Genomic DNA, 16,292 nt, shown 5'->3' on the forward strand with positions numbered 1-16,292 from the left:
GGTTTAGAAGGCGAAGCAGCTGCAGCCGAGCGCGCCCCAGAAGGCGTTCTCTTCCGAAACCGGCAGGTTGGCGCCGCGCGCAATCTCATGAGAATGCGTATGCACGCCGCACGGGCCGCTGCAGTGATGCGCTTGCTGCATCATGCCCACGCGTGTGGTGGCGGTTGGCGGCGCACTGCGATGGTGGCCGGGAACCTTGACCACCGGCGACCATTCCGGCAGCACCGGAATGAGGGGCGGCGCTTCCGAGCTGAAAGCGCCGGCGGCATAAACGATATTTCCGTCCACCACCGTCAGCACCGACTCAATGCCTTTGATCTCCTCTTCAGGCACGCTGAAGTAGTCTTTGCTCAGCACCACCATATCGGCCAGCTGACCGCTTTTAATCTGACCTTTTTTACCTTGCTCGCTGGAGAACCAGGCGCTGCCCTGCGTCCACAACATCAGCGCCGTATCACGATCGAGGCGCGCGTTGACGTCGTACATCTGCATGCCGCCCACAGTGCGTCCCGATACCAGCCAGTAAAGCGCGGTCCACGGGTTATAACTGGCCACGCGCGTCGCATCGGTTCCTAAACCCACCGGCACGCCGGTCTCCAGCATGCGCGCCACCGGCGGTGTATGGCGAGTGGCCTCAATGCCGTAACGCTCGGCAAAGTACTCGCCCTGGAACGCCATGCGATGCTGTACGGCAATGCCGCCGCCCAGCTCTTTGATGCGGTCAAGGTTACGCTGCGTCACGGTTTCGGCGTGATCGAAGAACCAGTGCAGGCCGTTGAACGGAATGTCGCGGTTCACTTTTTCAAACACATCCAGCATGCGGCTGATCGATTCATCGTAAGTGGCGTGCAGGCGGAACGGCCAGCGATGTTCCACCAGATGACGCACCACACGCTCCAGCTCATCTTCCATGCCGGGCGCCAGATCCGGACGCGGTTCGAGGAAATCTTCAAAATCGGCGGCGGAAAACACCAGCATTTCACCGGCACCGTTGTGACGGAAATAGTCGCTGCCCTGGCCCGGCGTCAGCATGTCGGTCCACTTCTCGAAATCTTCCAGCTCGTGGCCCGGACGTTGGGTAAACAGGTTGTAGGCGATTCGCAGCGTCATCTGCTTTTTCTCATGCAGCTCGGCAATGACTTCGTAATCTTCGGGATAGTTCTGGAAACCGCCGCCTGCGTCAATCGCGCTGGTCAGGCCCAGACGGTTCAACTCGCGCATAAACTGGCGGGTGGAATTGACCTGCTGCTCCAGCGGCAGTTTTGGCCCTTTCGCCAGCGTGGCGTAAAGGATCATGGCGTTCGGGCGCGCAATCAGCATGCCGGTCGGGTTGCCATTGCTGTCACGCTGGATCTCGCCGCCCGGCGGATTGGGCGTGTCTTTGGTGTAGCCGACGACCTTCAACGCGGCGCGGTTGAGCAGGGCGCGATCGTACAGATGCAGGATAAACACCGGCGTATCGGGCGCGGCTTCGTTGATCTCATCCAGCGTCGGCATGCGACGCTCGGCAAACTGAAACTCGGTCCAGCCGCCTACCACGCGCACCCACTGGGGTGACGGCGTGCGCAGCGCCTGTTCTCTCAGCATCCGCAACGCATCGGCGATCGAGGGCACGCCTTCCCAGCGCAGTTCGAGGTTGTAATTCAGGCCCCCGCGGATCAGGTGCAGGTGGGAATCATTCAGGCCGGGAATGGCGGTATGGCCTTTGAGGTCAATCACTTTGGTGCCATCGCAGTGATGCTGCATCACGTCGGCCAGGCTGCCCACTTCGAGAAATTTGCCATCGCGCATCGCCACGGCCTCGGCAATTGGGTTGCCGCGATCGACAGTATGAAATCGCCCATTGGTCAAAATGATGTCTGCTTTGCCTAACGTAACCATAAAAGCTCCTGAATAAGAGGTCCTGCCAATTTCGCAGGTGAAATACTGGGTGGGATTATGTTCAGGCGGTGCGGAAAGCGTCTAGTTATACAAAAGGATAGGTATACCTTCGTATAGTTATACCTATAGATAATGGTTCGTGTGCCCAAAGGTTCTTACACTGCGCCCAGACATTCACCTCAATGGGCATACAAAAATGACAACCAGTAAATTAGAAGTACTGACGCCGCACAACTGCCAGATCATCTTCATTGACCAGCAGCCGCAAATGGCGTTTGGCGTGCAGTCCATCGACCGTCAGGTATTGAAAAATAACGTGGTCGCGTTGGCAAAAGCGGCGAAGGTGTTCAACATTCCTACCGTACTGACCACGGTGGAGACCGAGAGCTTCTCAGGTAACACCTTCCCGGAGCTGCTGGATGTGTTCCCCGGCCAGGACATTCTTGAGCGTACCTCGATGAACTCGTGGGATGACCAGAAAGTGCGTGATGCGCTGGCGGCCAACGGTAAGAAGAAAATTGTGGTTTCCGGTCTGTGGACCGAAGTGTGTAACAACACCTTCGCGCTGTGCGCCATGCTGGAAGGTGATTATGAGATCTACATGGTGGCTGACGCCTCCGGCGGCACCACCAAAGAAGCGCACGACTATGCCATGCAGCGCATGATTCAGGCGGGTGTGATCCCGGTGACCTGGCAGCAGGTGATGCTGGAGTGGCAGCGCGACTGGGCACACAAAGAGACCTACAACGCGGTGATGGATATCGCGAAAGAGCACTCCGGTGCTTACGGCATCGGCGTTGATTACGCTTACACCATGGTGCACAAAGCGCCATCGCGTCAGAAGAGCGAGCATCGCACGCTGGCACCGGTTGCTGCGCCCGTTCGCTAAATCGTCACCCAGGCGAGCGCTTACGGGCTCGCCTTTCTTTTTTCAAGGAGGACCGGTGAGTCCTTTACTGATTTCTCTGGCGGCGGGTGTGTTTATCGGCCTGATTTACGCCTTGCTCAACGTGCGATCGCCGGCGCCGCCCGCCGTGGCGCTGGTGGGCTTGCTGGGCATGATTGTGGGCAGTTCGCTGGGTGGAAAATTGACGCATCCCGTAGCGCCCGTCGATAAAACCTCACGCGCGATGGCCGCTGACAGGCCGCTACCTCCCGCCACGCTCACCGCAAAACAGGCGGGTTGAACATGCTGAAAACCTATGCGATATCGCTCTCGGTCGGTATTTTAGTCGGCATCATTTATGCCGTTATCGACGTCAATTCCCCAGCGCCGCCCGTGATTGCGCTGCTTGGTCTGTTTGGTATGCTGGTCGGCGAACAGATTATCCCGCTGTGTAAGCGCCTGATAAACCGTCAACCGGTCACGCTGGCCTGGTTTCGTCAAGAGTGTGTGCCTAAAATCAGCGGCACGCCGCCATCGAGTGACAAAACCTCCTGAGAACGCGCCGCAGGCAGTGAATAATAATTAAGGAACACAGCATGCAGCTGTCGCAGCGCATTGTCGTTGTTGATGATGAACGATCGGTTCGCAGTGGTTTGAGCAATCTGCTTCAGTCGGAAGGATACGCAACGCAGGCATTTGAGTCGGCTGAAGCGCTATTAGCGGACGAGACGGCGCTAAATGACGCTGCGCTGTTTATTATTGATGTTGAGCTCAAAGGCATGTCGGGCTTTGAGTTGTTCCGTGCGCTGGTACAGCGTCGCGAGAACCCACCCGGAATTATCATCTCCGGCAATGGCGATGAGAATATGCTCTGGTATGCCATCCATCTAGGCGCGATCACCTTTATGCGAAAGCCCATTGATATCGACCTGCTGTTTGAACATATCCGTTTGGCGTTTTCTTCCCAGGCAGCGCGCCAATGAGCACGCTTTTCCTGTCGTTAAATATCGCGGATGACGCGGCGCTGGTGCTGGCGGATGACATCGTTTTCACCCCGCTGGCGCAGGAAGGGCAGGTTGAGTGGATCGAATGCCGTCACCCGATCTCCGATGAACGCTTCGTGCTGGCCACGGCGGCGGCCGAAGAGGCGGAGTTTCCGGTAACGCAACTGCTGAAAAATGAGTATGCGCTGCGCGCCTTATTAGCAGAAAGCTGGGCGCTAAAACCGCTGCGCCACACGTTATATCAGGGGCGCTACGCCCTGATTTATCCCGCGTTTCGCTACCAAACCCTGGCGGATTATCTGCGCCTGCCAGCGGGTAAAATTCAGAAGTTCATCAGCTGCGCCGTGCTGCTGTGTAATGCGCTCAGCAAGCTGCATCAGCAAGGTTTGGTGCACGGCGACATCAAACCGGCCAATTTCTTCTTTACCGATCAAGGCGACGTGGTGCTGGGCGGCTTTGGCCTGGCGTTTATCGAAGCGGACTCACAGCAGCCGCTGCGCGCCTCAGTGACCGGCGGCACGCTGGCCTACATGTCGCCCGAGCATACCTCGCGCACCGCGCACGCGGTCAGCCGGGTCAGCGATCTCTACAGTCTGGGCATCGTGCTTTACGAATTACTCACCGGCAAGCTTCCCTATGGCAGCGCTGAAGGTGGCGCGGCTGAATGGGTGCACCATCATATTGCCTCCGAAGCGCTGCCGCCGCACCGGCTGCGCAAAGATGTGCCGCTGGTACTCTCATCCCTCATTTTACGCCTGCTAACCAAATCGCCGGAGCAGCGTTATCAAACCGTCGAAGGCGTGCTGGCCGATCTGCGCCGCTGTGAATCCAACCTGATGCCTGACGGCGTAGTTGAATCCTTCGCGCTGGGCTTACAGGATGTGCCAACCACAACGCTGTTATCCGATGTGCTGTACAGCGACCATGCTCAGGCCAGCGAGATGCTGGCGGCGTTTGATGAGGTGTGCAGCAGCGGGAAACACTGCATGGTGGCGATTAGCGGCGCGTCCGGTGCCGGAAAATCGGCGCTGATGGCCTCGGCGCTTAAAATCCTGCGGGAAAAAAACGCGCTGCTGACGGTGACCAAAGCCGACCAGCACTCGCCCATTTTGCCCTACGCGGTATTTACCTCGGCGTTTCGATCGCTGACGCTGCATCTGCTCGGGTTGCCCGCCGAAGAGCTGGCGCGCTGGAAAACACACATTGCGCGCCAACTGGGGAATTATGTTGGGCTGGCCGTTAATCTGGTGCCCGAACTGGGCATCTTGCTCAACCACAAAGCCAGTGTGCAGGCGGATGCACGCTCGTTAGATGCACGCAATCGCCTGAATCTGGTGGCCTGCAGCCTGGTGAAAGCCTTTACGGTGCCGGGGCGGCCGCTGATCCTGCTGATTGATGACGTGCACTGGGCCGATCAGGCGACCTTGCAGCTGCTACAGAATTTGCTGCGCTCCAGCGACGATATTCCCTTATTGCTGGTGATTTCTCATCGCGATCGCGCCTCGTTGCCCTGTCCGACGGTGGTCGCCAGCCTGGAGCGCATTCGTGCGGCGGCCACGCGCATTGTGGATATCACACCCGAGCCGCTGTCGGTGAAAAATATCGCCAGCTGGCTGGCCGGCATTTTTCACACGCGCAGCGCGGAGACCACCGAGCTGGCGCAGATCATCCATGAAAAAACCGCCGGGAATCCGCTCGCCACGCGTGAGTTTTACCGCCAGGCGGTGCGCGATCACCACATCACACACGCTGCATCCCATAAATGGACCTACAATCCGCACGCGCTGAGAAACTGCCATTACACCGCGAACGTTGCCGCCAGCGTGCTGCAACAGCTGCAGTTGCTCGCGCTGCCGCTGCGCCAGCTGCTGGGCCGATTGGCCTGCATCGGCAGTAGCGGCGATCTGCCAGTGTTGGCCGGCATCCTCGATACGGCGCTTGGCGCCCTTCACGCCACGCTGCGCCCTGCGGCTGAGGCCCGGCTGATCTCGCTGACCGATGACAGCTACACCTTTATGCATGACAGCATGCATGAGGCCGCGCTGAAGTTGCTTTCGTCGGCGGCAAAAGATGATTTTCACTTTGCCGCTGCGCGCTATTACATGCAGGCCGCGCGCCAGGATAACGCGCATGCGCTGCTGTTCAGTGCCGCGCATCACACCATCACGTTGCAAAACCGCGCACTTTTAGCGCCTGATGCCGCTGCGTTTAGTCTGCTGTTATTAAACGCCACCCGACGCGCGAAAATTATGGGCGATTACGCTTCCGCGCTGCGTTTCTTACACGCTGCCCGAGCGCTCAACGCAGCGTCAGGCGCGGAGGAGAGCGGCCCGTTTTTGTTTGAGCAAGCGGAGTGTGAGTTTTTAAACGGCAACTTATCGGGCGCGCTGGCGTTGAGCTCTGAGATTCTCGCCACGCCCGGTGCGGTCACCGATAAAGCCGAAGCGGCGACGCTAATTGCTGAAATTCATATGCGTCAGTCCGACAGCCAACTGGCGCTGGAAACCGCGCTGGCCTGGCTGGCGGTGTTTGACATTCATCTGCAGCGCTATCCGGATAAAGCCGAGTGCGATGTCGCCAGGCAACGGTTGAAAAAAGAGGTTGGCAAAAATCCCTATACGCGCTTCCGTTCCCTGGCGCGAGTGACCTGCCATAAAACCGAAGCGGTGATGAATTTGATGGCCAGCGCCAGCACCTTCGCCGCCTTTATCAGCCCACGGCTGCAGTTCATCATCCTGTGCAAACTTCTGCATCTGACGATGGAGAAGGGCATTAGCGGTGCCTCAACGCTGGCGCTTGCCTGGTATGGCGTGGTGTGTGGCGATCAGTTCAACGAATATAGCCGAGGATTTGCCAGCGCGCTGCTGGCCCGCGAGCTGGTGTATAAGCACGACTTCGTTAGCTACAAAGCGCGCACGCTGATGCCGCTGGATCAGGTGAGCGTCTGGACCATGCCGCTCAGTTACGCCATCGAGTGCGCTAAAGCGACCTTTGATGTAGCGGTTGATATTGGCGATCGCACGTCGGCGTGTCTGGCGCTGCGTCATCTCACCATGAATTGCCTGGCGCGCGGTGACCATCTTGATGGCGTGCATACTTCGATCATGCGCGGCATGGTCTATGTGCGCAAAGCGCAGTATCACGATGTGGAAGTGATTCTCGGCATGCAGCTGGATTACGTGATGTTCCTGCGTAAGCCAGCCGGTGAGACCTTGTCCGGCGATGATTTTCATGCGCCCGCGCTAAATGTGGTGCAACCCGAATACGCCATTGAACCGCTGTTTTTGATGCAGTTCTGGACGCGGCTGTATAAAGGCATGGCGCACTTCTTTGCCGGTGAGTATGCCGCCGCCCAGCGCCAGTTCAGCGACGCCGCACCGCTCACTGACATGATTCCCGGCCATGTGCATATGCTGGATTTCCATCTCTACAGCGCGCTTTCACTCAGCATACCGCTGCAACCGAATGAGCTTGATGCCACGCAGCGGCAGCAACTGCAGCGCCATCTTGAAAGAATCATCACCTGGGCAACGGAGAACCCCGGCACCTTCGCCGACAAAGAGGCGCTACTGCGCGCCGAACTGCTCAGGCTGGAGGATAACAGCGGCGCGGCGCTGGATCAGTTTGAAAAAGCCATTGAGCTGTCGCGCAAAGGGCAGTTTCATCCGATCAACGGTCTGGCATGCGAACTGGCCGCGCGCTGCGCCAATGCGCGCGGCATGGCGTTCGCCGCCGAGGGCTACATCAAAGGCGCGCTTGCCGCCTGGGATCGCTGGGGCGCGGGCGCCAAGGTGCGTCAGCTTGAAATGCACTATCCGCATCTGGTGGCGCACCCGCCGCAGAGCGCGTTAAACACCGTGACCTTTGAGCAGAGTGCGGTGATCAGCGACCTGCAAAGCCTGGTCACGGCGATGCGCGCGTTGACCGAAGAGATCAATCTTGATCGGCTGATCCATATTTTGATGATGATGTTGGTGGAGCGCGCCGGCGCGCAGCACTGTATTTTGATCCGCCTCATCGACGGCAATGTGCCGGAAATTCAGGCGCGCGCCTCCTCCACGGTGGAAGGCGTCAGAGTCAAAATCGTTAATGAACTGCCGGTGGCGACCGATTTGCCGCTGTCGATTCTCTCGGCGGTGATCCGCACCGGACAGGAAATCCGTACCGGTCGGCCGGAAGTGTTTAGCCCGTTTAGTCAGGATAACTATCTGGTTGCCTCTGGCGCGGCAGTGATGTGTGTGCCGATGTTTCGCCAGGCGCAAATGGTGGGCGTGCTCTATCTGGAAAACCGGCTGATGCCGGATGTTTTCACCGCGGAGCACTCGCGCATTGTCTCGATGTTAGGTGCGCAGGCTGCGGTTTCTCTGGAAACGGCGCGGCTGTATGCCGAGCTGGTGGAGGAGAACATCCAGCGGCGGAAAATTGAAAAACAGCTGCGTGCCAGCCAGACATCCCTGATGCTGGGTGAAAAAATCAGTAATACCGGTACCTGGCACTGGCATCTTGAGCCGGATATCCAGCTGATATCGGACGAATATAAACGCATCATGGGGCTGCCCGCCGGGCAGGTGAGCACCTCGATGGCCGAGTTTCAGCGGCGGGTGCATCCAGACGATCTTCAGTGCCTGAAAGCGCTAATTGAATCCAGCGTGGCGCATGGCGTGAGCATGCAGGCTGAATTTCGCATCATCCGTGATGATGGCGAATGCCGTTATATCAAAGGCATAGGTGAGCCGGTGGAGAACTGGCCGGATGTCGCCGAATATTTCGGCACGCTGACGGATATCACCGCGCAGCGTCAGTCCGAAGATGCCGCCAGAATTGCCCAGGCCGAGCTGGCTCGCGTGGCGCGCGCCACCACGGTAGGACAGCTGACCTCATCGATCGCCCATGAAATCAATCAGCCGCTGATGTCGATTGTGGCCAATGCTGGCGCCAGCCTGCGCTGGTTGAAACGCGATCCGGCTCAGCTGGAGAAAGCCAGTGAAAGCATTGAGGAGATCATTAACGAAGGGCGGCGCGCTGGCGAAATTATTCGCGGCCTGCAGTCACTGACGCGCAATAATGTTGCGGAGTATGCATCGGCCAGGCTGCATCTGCTGGCGCGCGATATTTTAACCTTGTCGCGTCTGGAACTTGAGCGCCGCTCGGTGGCACTTGAACTGGATATTCAAGCGCCATGGGATGAGGTGTTTTGCGAGCGCGTACAGATTCAGCAGGTGCTGCTGAATCTGGTGATTAATGCCATTGAGGCGATGGCGGATAATGGCGGAGCGCGTATTCTGCGGCTCTCATCCTCCAATCCTGACGCGAATCATATTCGTATAGAGGTTGCCGATAACGGCAGCGGATTATCGGCAGAGGTTATCGGCAAGATATTCGACTCTTTCTACACCACCAAAGCGGAAGGAATGGGAATGGGCCTGACCATCAGTAACGAAATCATCAAACGTCATGGTGGTGTGCTGAGTGCGGAAAACCGCCCACAGGGTGGCAGCGTATTCAGTTTTACCCTGCCATTAAATCTGGGGAAATAGTTTATCTGATCCTCCCGCGCTATTTCACGGGAGGAAAATCGGACCGTTATCATTATAACGCGCGCGTTATTCATCTTGCAGTAAATGAAGTTTCTCAGCGGTTCTGACTAATTCTGATACTGAACGCACCGCCATTTTTTCCATTACGCGGCGTTTATGCACTTTTGCCGTAATTTCACTGATGCCCATTTCGGCGGCAATCTGCTTATTTAATAAACCGCGAATGACAAGCAGCATCAATTCCATTTCCCGTGGCGTTAAAGAGTGATAACGCCCGGTGAGTACAACTCTTTCCTGTGCAAGTGCTGCGCTTTTTTCGGCCAGCGCCATGGCAGCGGATACCACTTGTATCAGGTCATCCGGCATCACCGGCTTGGTGAGAAACTCAAAGGCACCGGCCTTCATCGCGCGGACCGTCAGAGGAATGGTGCCAAAGCCGGTGAGGAAAATGGTGGGAATGGTGTATCCGCGTGCGGTGAGATCCTGCGAGACATCAAAGCCGTCGCGGCCCGGCATATTCATATCGACAATTAAACAGCTCGGGGTGCGGTAATGCGGCTGATGTAAAAATTCAGCGGGGGAGGTAAAGGTCGAAATCAGGTAGCCTTCTGAGCTCAGAAGATTTTGCAGCGCGTTGATGACAGCGTGGTCATCGTCAACAATATAAATCGTTCTATCCATAAAAACTCATTCAGACTCTTACGAGTTCTATTCACTACATGCGCGCTAATATACCCGCAAAATAGTGCTGTAGGAATGGCGAAAAACGGATATGTGAATGTGATTATCTACTGCGCTGTCAGGCCTAAAAAGGGTGAGGATGAAAAGCCATGCACTCACCCGCTATTCTTAAGGTAATAAATGCGTAACCTTAAGGTTCTTCAATTCGCGATACCCTCAAGGTGGTTTGTTCGCCACGCCCATACACTTTTCCACTGACGCGAACTTTATCACTGGCTGAATAGGTTTTCTCTTTGAAGGCCGGCTTCTCAGCATTAATGATAATCGTGCCGGTATCATCGCGGAATTTGTAGCTATCACCTTTCAGCTTTTCAATAATATGGCCTTCGAGCGTGACATAGCCGCCCTGACGGAAATCACGAATACGTGAAATCGGGGTTTGTGCGGTGTCTTCCGATCCTTTATAACCGGCATCCTGATTCTTCTGCGGCGGTGCTGTTTCACCTGATTGGTATCCGCCTTCCGCTGCGCTCACGCCAACGCTGAACATCATGATTACTGAAGCTAAAACAACCTGTTTCATACGCTCTCCATAGATTTTCCTGCTGACACGGTGTTAAGTCTGGCACAAATATGCGCGACTGCACGACAAACGCAGCGGTAATTGAAAAAAGCACAACTGACTTATTTATGCCAGGGTATGTAGACGCGGTTTTTATTTCTTTGGCTAAGCGCGACGTTAAATTAGCGCCGTGCTTATCTGCTCATTCGAATTAAGAGTGCTAGCCACTCAGGAAAATAAATCATGAAAGCTATCGTCTATAACGGGCCTTTTGATGTCTCGGTTAAAAATGTTCCTGATGCAAAAATTGTGCGTCCTACCGATGCGCTTATTCGTATTACCACCACCAATATTTGCGGTTCCGATTTACATATGTACGAGGGGCGCACCAGCTTTGAACAGGGGCGCATCTTTGGTCATGAAAACCTTGGCGAAGTGGTGGAGGTGGGGAGTGGCGTCGAGCGACTTAAGGTTGGCGATTACGTATGTATGCCGTTCAACGTCGGCTGTGGTTTCTGTGAAAATTGTGAGAGAGGGTTAACCGGTTTCTGTCTGACCGCCAACCCCGGCACCGCAGGTGCGGCCTACGGCTTTGCTGAAATGGGTGAGTGGGAAGGCGGTCAGGCCGAGCTGCTGCGCGTGCCGTTTGCCGATTTTAACTGTTTACTGCTGCCACCGGATGCGGTGGAGAAAGAGGAAGATTATGTGATGCTGTCAGACATTTTCCCCACCGGCTGGCATGCAACCGAGTTGGCAGGCCTGCGACCGGGCGATAGCGTCGCCATCTACGGTGCGGGCCCGGTAGGCTTGATGGCCGCGCATTCGGCGATCATCAAAGGCGCGTCGCAGGTGTTTGTGGTGGATACGCACCCCGATCGCCTGGCGCTGGCGGAGCAGATGGGCGCAACGGGCATCAATGCCGTGGGCGACGCAGCGGTGCAGCAAATCCTTGATCTGACGGATGGACGCGGCACGGATTGCGGTTGTGAATGCGTGGGTTATCAATGTTGTAATCAGCATGGACACGAAGATAACAGCGCCACCATGAACAGCCTGGTCGCCTCCACCAAAGCCACCGGCGGCATTGGCGTGGTGGGCGTGTTTATCCCGCAGGATCCCGGCGCGGCCAGCGAGTTAGCCAAAGTGGGTAAAATGCCGTTCGATTTCGGCAGCTTCTGGTTTAAAGGGCAGTCGATCCGTACCGGCCAGGCCAACGTCAAAGCCTATAACCGCCAGCTCGCGCGATTGATTGCCACCGACAAAGCGCATCCGGCGAGCATTATTTCTCATCGACTGTCGCTGGCCGAAGGACCCGAAGCGTACCGCCATTTCGACGATCGTGATGCGGGCTGGACCAAGGTGATTTTGAAACCTTAACGCATTCATAGCGCCTGTTATGCCGCATGATATTTTTGGTCGCCATTAATGGCGACCCTGTGGAGGGTGCGAAAATAATTGAAATAAAGCGCAACGGTATTGATCAGGATTAATCTTATTAATAAACCATTAAAGCTACCTTTCGGTTAAAATATCCTCGCTTTACATTCTCCTCATTAATCTCTTTAAACATCATTTCTAAACCAGACGAAATATAAATGTTTTTATGCTCTACAGTTAATAGGGTCTTAACTGGAGGAGCATGTCACATGTCGAAAGATAAAAAAGAACAGAATTTAACCCACACCGCGCCGCATAAAGGGCCAGAAACCTCTGAGCCAGGATTAGGTGATTTAGCACCGCAAGGCGGTGGACATAGACCTGCCGCTGAACCGACGCCGCCGGGCAAGCAGCCTACCGCGCCCGGCAGCCTGAAAGCGCCCGCCACGCAAAACAGCAAGCTTGAGCAGCTCGATGAGTACCGCAAAAATGGCGAAAACGCTGACCTGACCACCAACCAGGGCACCCGTATCGCCAACGATCAGAACTCGCTGCGTGCCGGTTCGCGCGGGCCTACGCTGCTTGAAGACTTCATCATGCGTGAAAAAATCACGCATTTTGACCACGAACGCATTCCTGAGCGTATCGTGCATGCGCGCGGTTCGGCGGCGCATGGCTATTTCCAGCCTTACCGCTCGCTGGAAAAACTGACCAAAGCAGGTTTCCTCAGCGATGCCGAAAAAATCACACCCGTCTTCGTGCGTTTCTCCACCGTGCAGGGTGGCGCAGGATCGGCTGACACCGTGCGCGATATCCGTGGATTCGCCACCAAGTTCTATACCGATGAGGGCGTTTTTGATTTAGTCGGCAACAACACGCCAGTATTTTTCATCCAGGATGCGCATAAATTCCCGGACTTCGTCCATGCGGTGAAACCCGAGCCGCACAACGAAATTCCGCAGGGGCAGAGCGCGCACGACACCTTCTGGGATTATGTGTCGCTGCAACCTGAAACGCTGCATAACGTCATCTGGGCGATGTCGGATCGCGGCATTCCGCGCAGCTATCGCACCATGGAAGGCTTTGGCATCCATACTTTCCGCCTGATTAACGCCGAGGGTAAAGCCACCTTCGTGCGTTTCCACTGGAAACCGGTGGCGGGCAAAGCCTCGCTGCTGTGGGATGAAGCACAGAAGCTGACCGGCCGCGATCCCGATTTCCACCGTCGCGATCTGTGGGAAGCGATTGAAGCCGGCGATTTCCCGGAATATGAGCTCGGCCTGCAGCTGATCCCGGAAGAGGATGAGTTCAAATTCGATTTCGACATTCTCGATGCCACCAAACTGATCCCCGAAGAGCTGGTGCCGGTCGAACTGGTCGGCAAAATGGTGCTCAACCGTAATCCGGACAACTTCTTTGCCGAGACCGAACAGGTGGCGTTCCATCCGGGCCACATTGTGCCAGGGCTGGACTTCACCAACGATCCGCTGTTGCAGGGCCGTTTGTTCTCCTACACCGATACGCAAATCAGCCGTTTGGGTGGGCCGAACTTCCATGAGATCCCGATCAACCGTCCGGTTTGCCCGTATCACAATTTCCAGCGTCAGGGCATGCATCGCACGGAAATCGATACCAATCCGGCCAACTACGAACCGAACTCCATCAACAACAACTGGCCACGTGAAGTGCCGCCAGCGGCAAAAGAGGGCGGATTCGAGAGCTATCAGGAGCGGGTGGAAGGCAGCAAGGTGCGCGAGCGTAGCCCATCGTTTGGCGAATATTACTCGCAGCCACGGCTGTTTTGGCTGAGCCAGACCGCGGAAGAGCAGCAGCATATCATCGGCGCTTATTCGTTTGAGCTCAGCAAGGTAGCGCGTCCTTACATCCGCGAACGCGTGGTCGATCATCTGCTGCAGATTGACGTCACGCTGGCGCAGGCTGTGGCCACCAATCTGGGGCTGAAGCTGAGTGATGAGCAGCTCAACACCGTTCCGCCGAAAGATGTCAACGGCCTGAAAAAAGATGACAGCCTGAGTCTGTATGCGCAACCGAGCGGCGACATTAAAGGCCGTCAGGTGGCGTTACTGCTGAGCGACGGTGTGAAAGCCGCCGACGTGCTGGCGATTCTGCAGGCGCTGAAAGCGCAGGGCGTGCATGCCAAAATTCTGGCAGCGCACATGGGACAAGTGCTGGCGGATGATGGCTCGGTGCTGCCGGTTGATGCCACCTTTACCGGTCTTCCTTCGCTGACCTTTGATGCGGTGATTGTGCCGGATGGCAATATCGATGCGTTGCTGCTGAGCGGTGATGCGCGCTACTTCCTGCTGGAAGCCTACAAGCATCTCAAAGCCATCGGTCTGAGCGGTGATGCACGCCGGTTTAAGGCGCAGTTTAACGTGCAGGACAATGAGGTCGAGGAAGGGCTGGTGGAAGATGTGAAAGCCGAGGGCACCTTTATGGCGGATTTCCTCTCTGTCATGGCATCCCATCGCGTCTGGTCGCGCAGCAAAAAAGCGCTGACCGTCGCAGCCTAATGCGCGGGGCGGAGTTGATTGCTCCGCCCCGTTTTCCCTGCATCTTAGGCAAAAAAAAGCCCGCTCGTTGCGGGCTGGTCGATATGCATACCGAAGTGATCGTGTAAACGCGTACTGTGTGTTGCTGCCACTCAATGTGGTGAGACCAGATTACAGTAATATTTCGCAACTGGTCATAGGAGTTATCGATGGCCCGAAAAATAACCGCATTCGTCCACTGATGCGTGGTTTACCTGCTTAACTCTGTTGGTGGGGAAGACAGAGGACAACATGCAGTTTAAAAGAAAAATGGATAAGCCGGTTTCTTCTGACGGCGGTTTACTGAAAAGCATTGTGCTCTCTGGACTGCTGCTGTTGATCACCGTAGCCAGTATGAGTATCTGGACCTTGCGTGAAGACTGGCTGGCGACCGTGCGTCAGACCCAGGAATCCGCGATGAATCTGGCGTTATCACAATCGCGTCAGGCGGAAGACACCTTCCTGCAGACCGAGCTTTCGCTACGCCAGGTACAGCGTGATCTGCAGCTACAGCTGGCAACGCGCATTCAGGGCGCTGACCTGAGTAATACCATGCGCGAATTACAGCGCCGCTTACCGCAGTTACACGGCTTGTTCTACTACGATCAAGATGGCAAGTGGATCGCCACCTCCGCCCAACGCGCACCCAACAATATCAATAATTCCGATCGTGAATACTTCACTTTTCAGCGCCATAACCGGCGCAACAGCGTGCATATCGGCCCGGTGATCAACAGCCGCAGCACCGGTGATTTGGTGATCCCCGTTTCCCTGCGTGTCAGTGATGCCAGCGGTGGCTTTAAGGGCGTGCTGCTGGCCACCATCAAGGTCGATTTTTTCCGTCGCTTCTACAGCTATTACGAGCTCGGTGCGCGCGATGTGCTGGTGTTGATGCTGGCTGACAGCACGGTGCTGTACGCGCGTCCGATGCCTGACAGTTACATCGGCAAAAATCTCTCAGCCAGTCCGCTGTTTCAGGAGATGCTGGCGAAAATGGATCGCGGCAGCGGGCAGTGGAAATCGGTGCTGGATGGCCAGGCGCGGATCTTTGGTTTTGCGCGTTCCGATCGCTATCCGATTATCGTCGCCGCCGGTTACAACAGTGACGATCTGTTCCATGTGTGGGTTAACCGTCGGGCGCAGGATATTCTGCTCAGCATTATCCTGCTGCTGACCATCTTGCTGCTCGGCGTCTTCCAGCTGCGTCAGGCGCGTAGCGTGTTGCGCTATCAGCAGGAATTGACTCAGCTGCGCGACGAACTGCACAGCGCCAACCTCGCCCTGAATCAACTCGCGCACGTTGATGGTTTAACCGGTCTGGCGAATCGAAGGGAGTTTGATCGTTTCCTGCATCAAGCGCTGGCCCACGCCGCCGCCAGCGGTAAACCGCTCACGCTGATCATGATGGATATCGATTTCTTCAAGCACTACAACGACACTTACGGCCATATCGCCGGGGATAAGTGCCTGAAAGCGATCGCTGAGGTGCTCGCTTCCGTGGTGGCGCGGCGCTCCGATATCGCCGCGCGCTATGGCGGCGAGGAGTTTGCGCTGATCCTGCCTGATACCCCATTCGATGAGGGCATGACGATTGCGCATCGGGTGGTTGAGGCGGTGCGGATCAGGCAGCTTGCGCATGTTTCTTCGCCCAAAGGGCAGGTGACGATCAGTGCCGGCTGCGCCACCACTGCGACGTCTGCCACCCTCAGTGCGGTAAAACTGCTGGAGTACGCCGATCACGCCTTGTACCGGGCAAAGCGTGAAGGGCGTGATGATGTGAAAGGGATTAATATAGATGAATCTCAAGCGTAA

General features: G+C 56.2%; 11 protein-coding genes. 8 read left to right on the forward strand and 3 right to left on the reverse strand.

Going from position 1 to position 16,292, the window contains the following annotated elements:
• Positions 1–3: 3 nt before the first annotated feature.
• A complete protein-coding gene (locus tag K5Y33_RS03905; protein ID WP_222233288.1) occupies positions 4–1,881 on the reverse strand; it encodes an amidohydrolase in 1,878 nt (625 codons plus the stop codon).
• Positions 1,882–2,077: 196 nt separating this feature from the next.
• On the opposite strand from K5Y33_RS03905, the gene K5Y33_RS03910 reads away from it, so the two are divergent.
• From K5Y33_RS03910 to K5Y33_RS03930, 5 genes are read left to right on the forward strand one after another with little or no spacing between them, the layout of a single operon-like run.
• On the forward strand, positions 2,078–2,770 hold the full coding sequence (locus K5Y33_RS03910; RefSeq protein ID WP_101760759.1) for a hydrolase: 693 nt from the start codon (positions 2,078–2,080) through the stop codon (positions 2,768–2,770).
• Positions 2,771–2,825: 55 nt separating this feature from the next.
• Positions 2,826–3,068 carry a DUF1427 family protein gene (locus K5Y33_RS03915; RefSeq protein ID WP_101760758.1) on the forward strand — a complete coding sequence of 81 codons (243 nt, stop codon included), beginning with the start codon at positions 2,826–2,828 and terminating at the stop codon, positions 3,066–3,068.
• Positions 3,069–3,070: 2 nt separating this feature from the next.
• On the forward strand, positions 3,071–3,322 hold the full coding sequence (locus K5Y33_RS03920; RefSeq protein WP_217546879.1) for a XapX domain-containing protein: 252 nt from the start codon (positions 3,071–3,073) through the stop codon (positions 3,320–3,322).
• A gap of 41 nt (positions 3,323–3,363) precedes the next feature.
• Positions 3,364–3,750, forward strand: coding sequence for a response regulator (locus K5Y33_RS03925; protein ID WP_101760756.1), 387 nt, complete (start codon positions 3,364–3,366; stop codon positions 3,748–3,750).
• The gene (locus K5Y33_RS03930; RefSeq protein WP_222233289.1) at positions 3,747–9,308 is read left to right on the forward strand and encodes an ATP-binding sensor histidine kinase; all 5,562 of its coding nucleotides are present in this window, start codon (positions 3,747–3,749) and stop codon (positions 9,306–9,308) included. Before K5Y33_RS03925 ends, K5Y33_RS03930 begins: the two co-directional genes overlap by 4 nt.
• 66 nt (positions 9,309–9,374) lie before the next feature.
• Here the strand turns inward: K5Y33_RS03930 and K5Y33_RS03935 are convergent, their stop codons facing one another.
• A complete protein-coding gene (locus K5Y33_RS03935) occupies positions 9,375–9,989 on the reverse strand; it encodes a response regulator transcription factor (RefSeq protein ID WP_222233290.1) in 615 nt (204 codons plus the stop codon).
• A 190-nt stretch (positions 9,990–10,179) separates the two neighbouring features.
• Positions 10,180–10,572, reverse strand: coding sequence for a YgiW/YdeI family stress tolerance OB fold protein (locus K5Y33_RS03940; protein ID WP_101760753.1), 393 nt, complete (start codon positions 10,570–10,572; stop codon positions 10,180–10,182).
• Positions 10,573–10,794: 222 nt separating this feature from the next.
• On the opposite strand from K5Y33_RS03940, the gene K5Y33_RS03945 reads away from it, so the two are divergent.
• The 3 genes from K5Y33_RS03945 (at position 10,795) to K5Y33_RS03955 (ending at position 16,292) form a co-directional block, all read left to right on the forward strand.
• Positions 10,795–11,928, forward strand: a complete 1,134-nt coding sequence (locus tag K5Y33_RS03945; protein WP_101760752.1) for a glutathione-independent formaldehyde dehydrogenase — start codon at positions 10,795–10,797, stop codon at positions 11,926–11,928.
• Positions 11,929–12,197: 269 nt separating this feature from the next.
• Complete coding sequence (katE, locus tag K5Y33_RS03950; protein ID WP_222233291.1) at positions 12,198–14,462, forward strand: catalase HPII; 2,265 nt, start codon at positions 12,198–12,200, stop codon at positions 14,460–14,462.
• 270 nt (positions 14,463–14,732) lie between these two features.
• Entirely contained in the window at positions 14,733–16,292 is a 1,560-nt protein-coding gene (locus K5Y33_RS03955) for a sensor domain-containing diguanylate cyclase (RefSeq protein WP_222233292.1), read from the forward strand.

The organism is Pantoea sp. DY-17 (assembly GCF_019795975.1).
Taxonomy (GTDB): Bacteria; Pseudomonadota; Gammaproteobacteria; order Enterobacterales; family Enterobacteriaceae; genus Pantoea; species Pantoea leporis.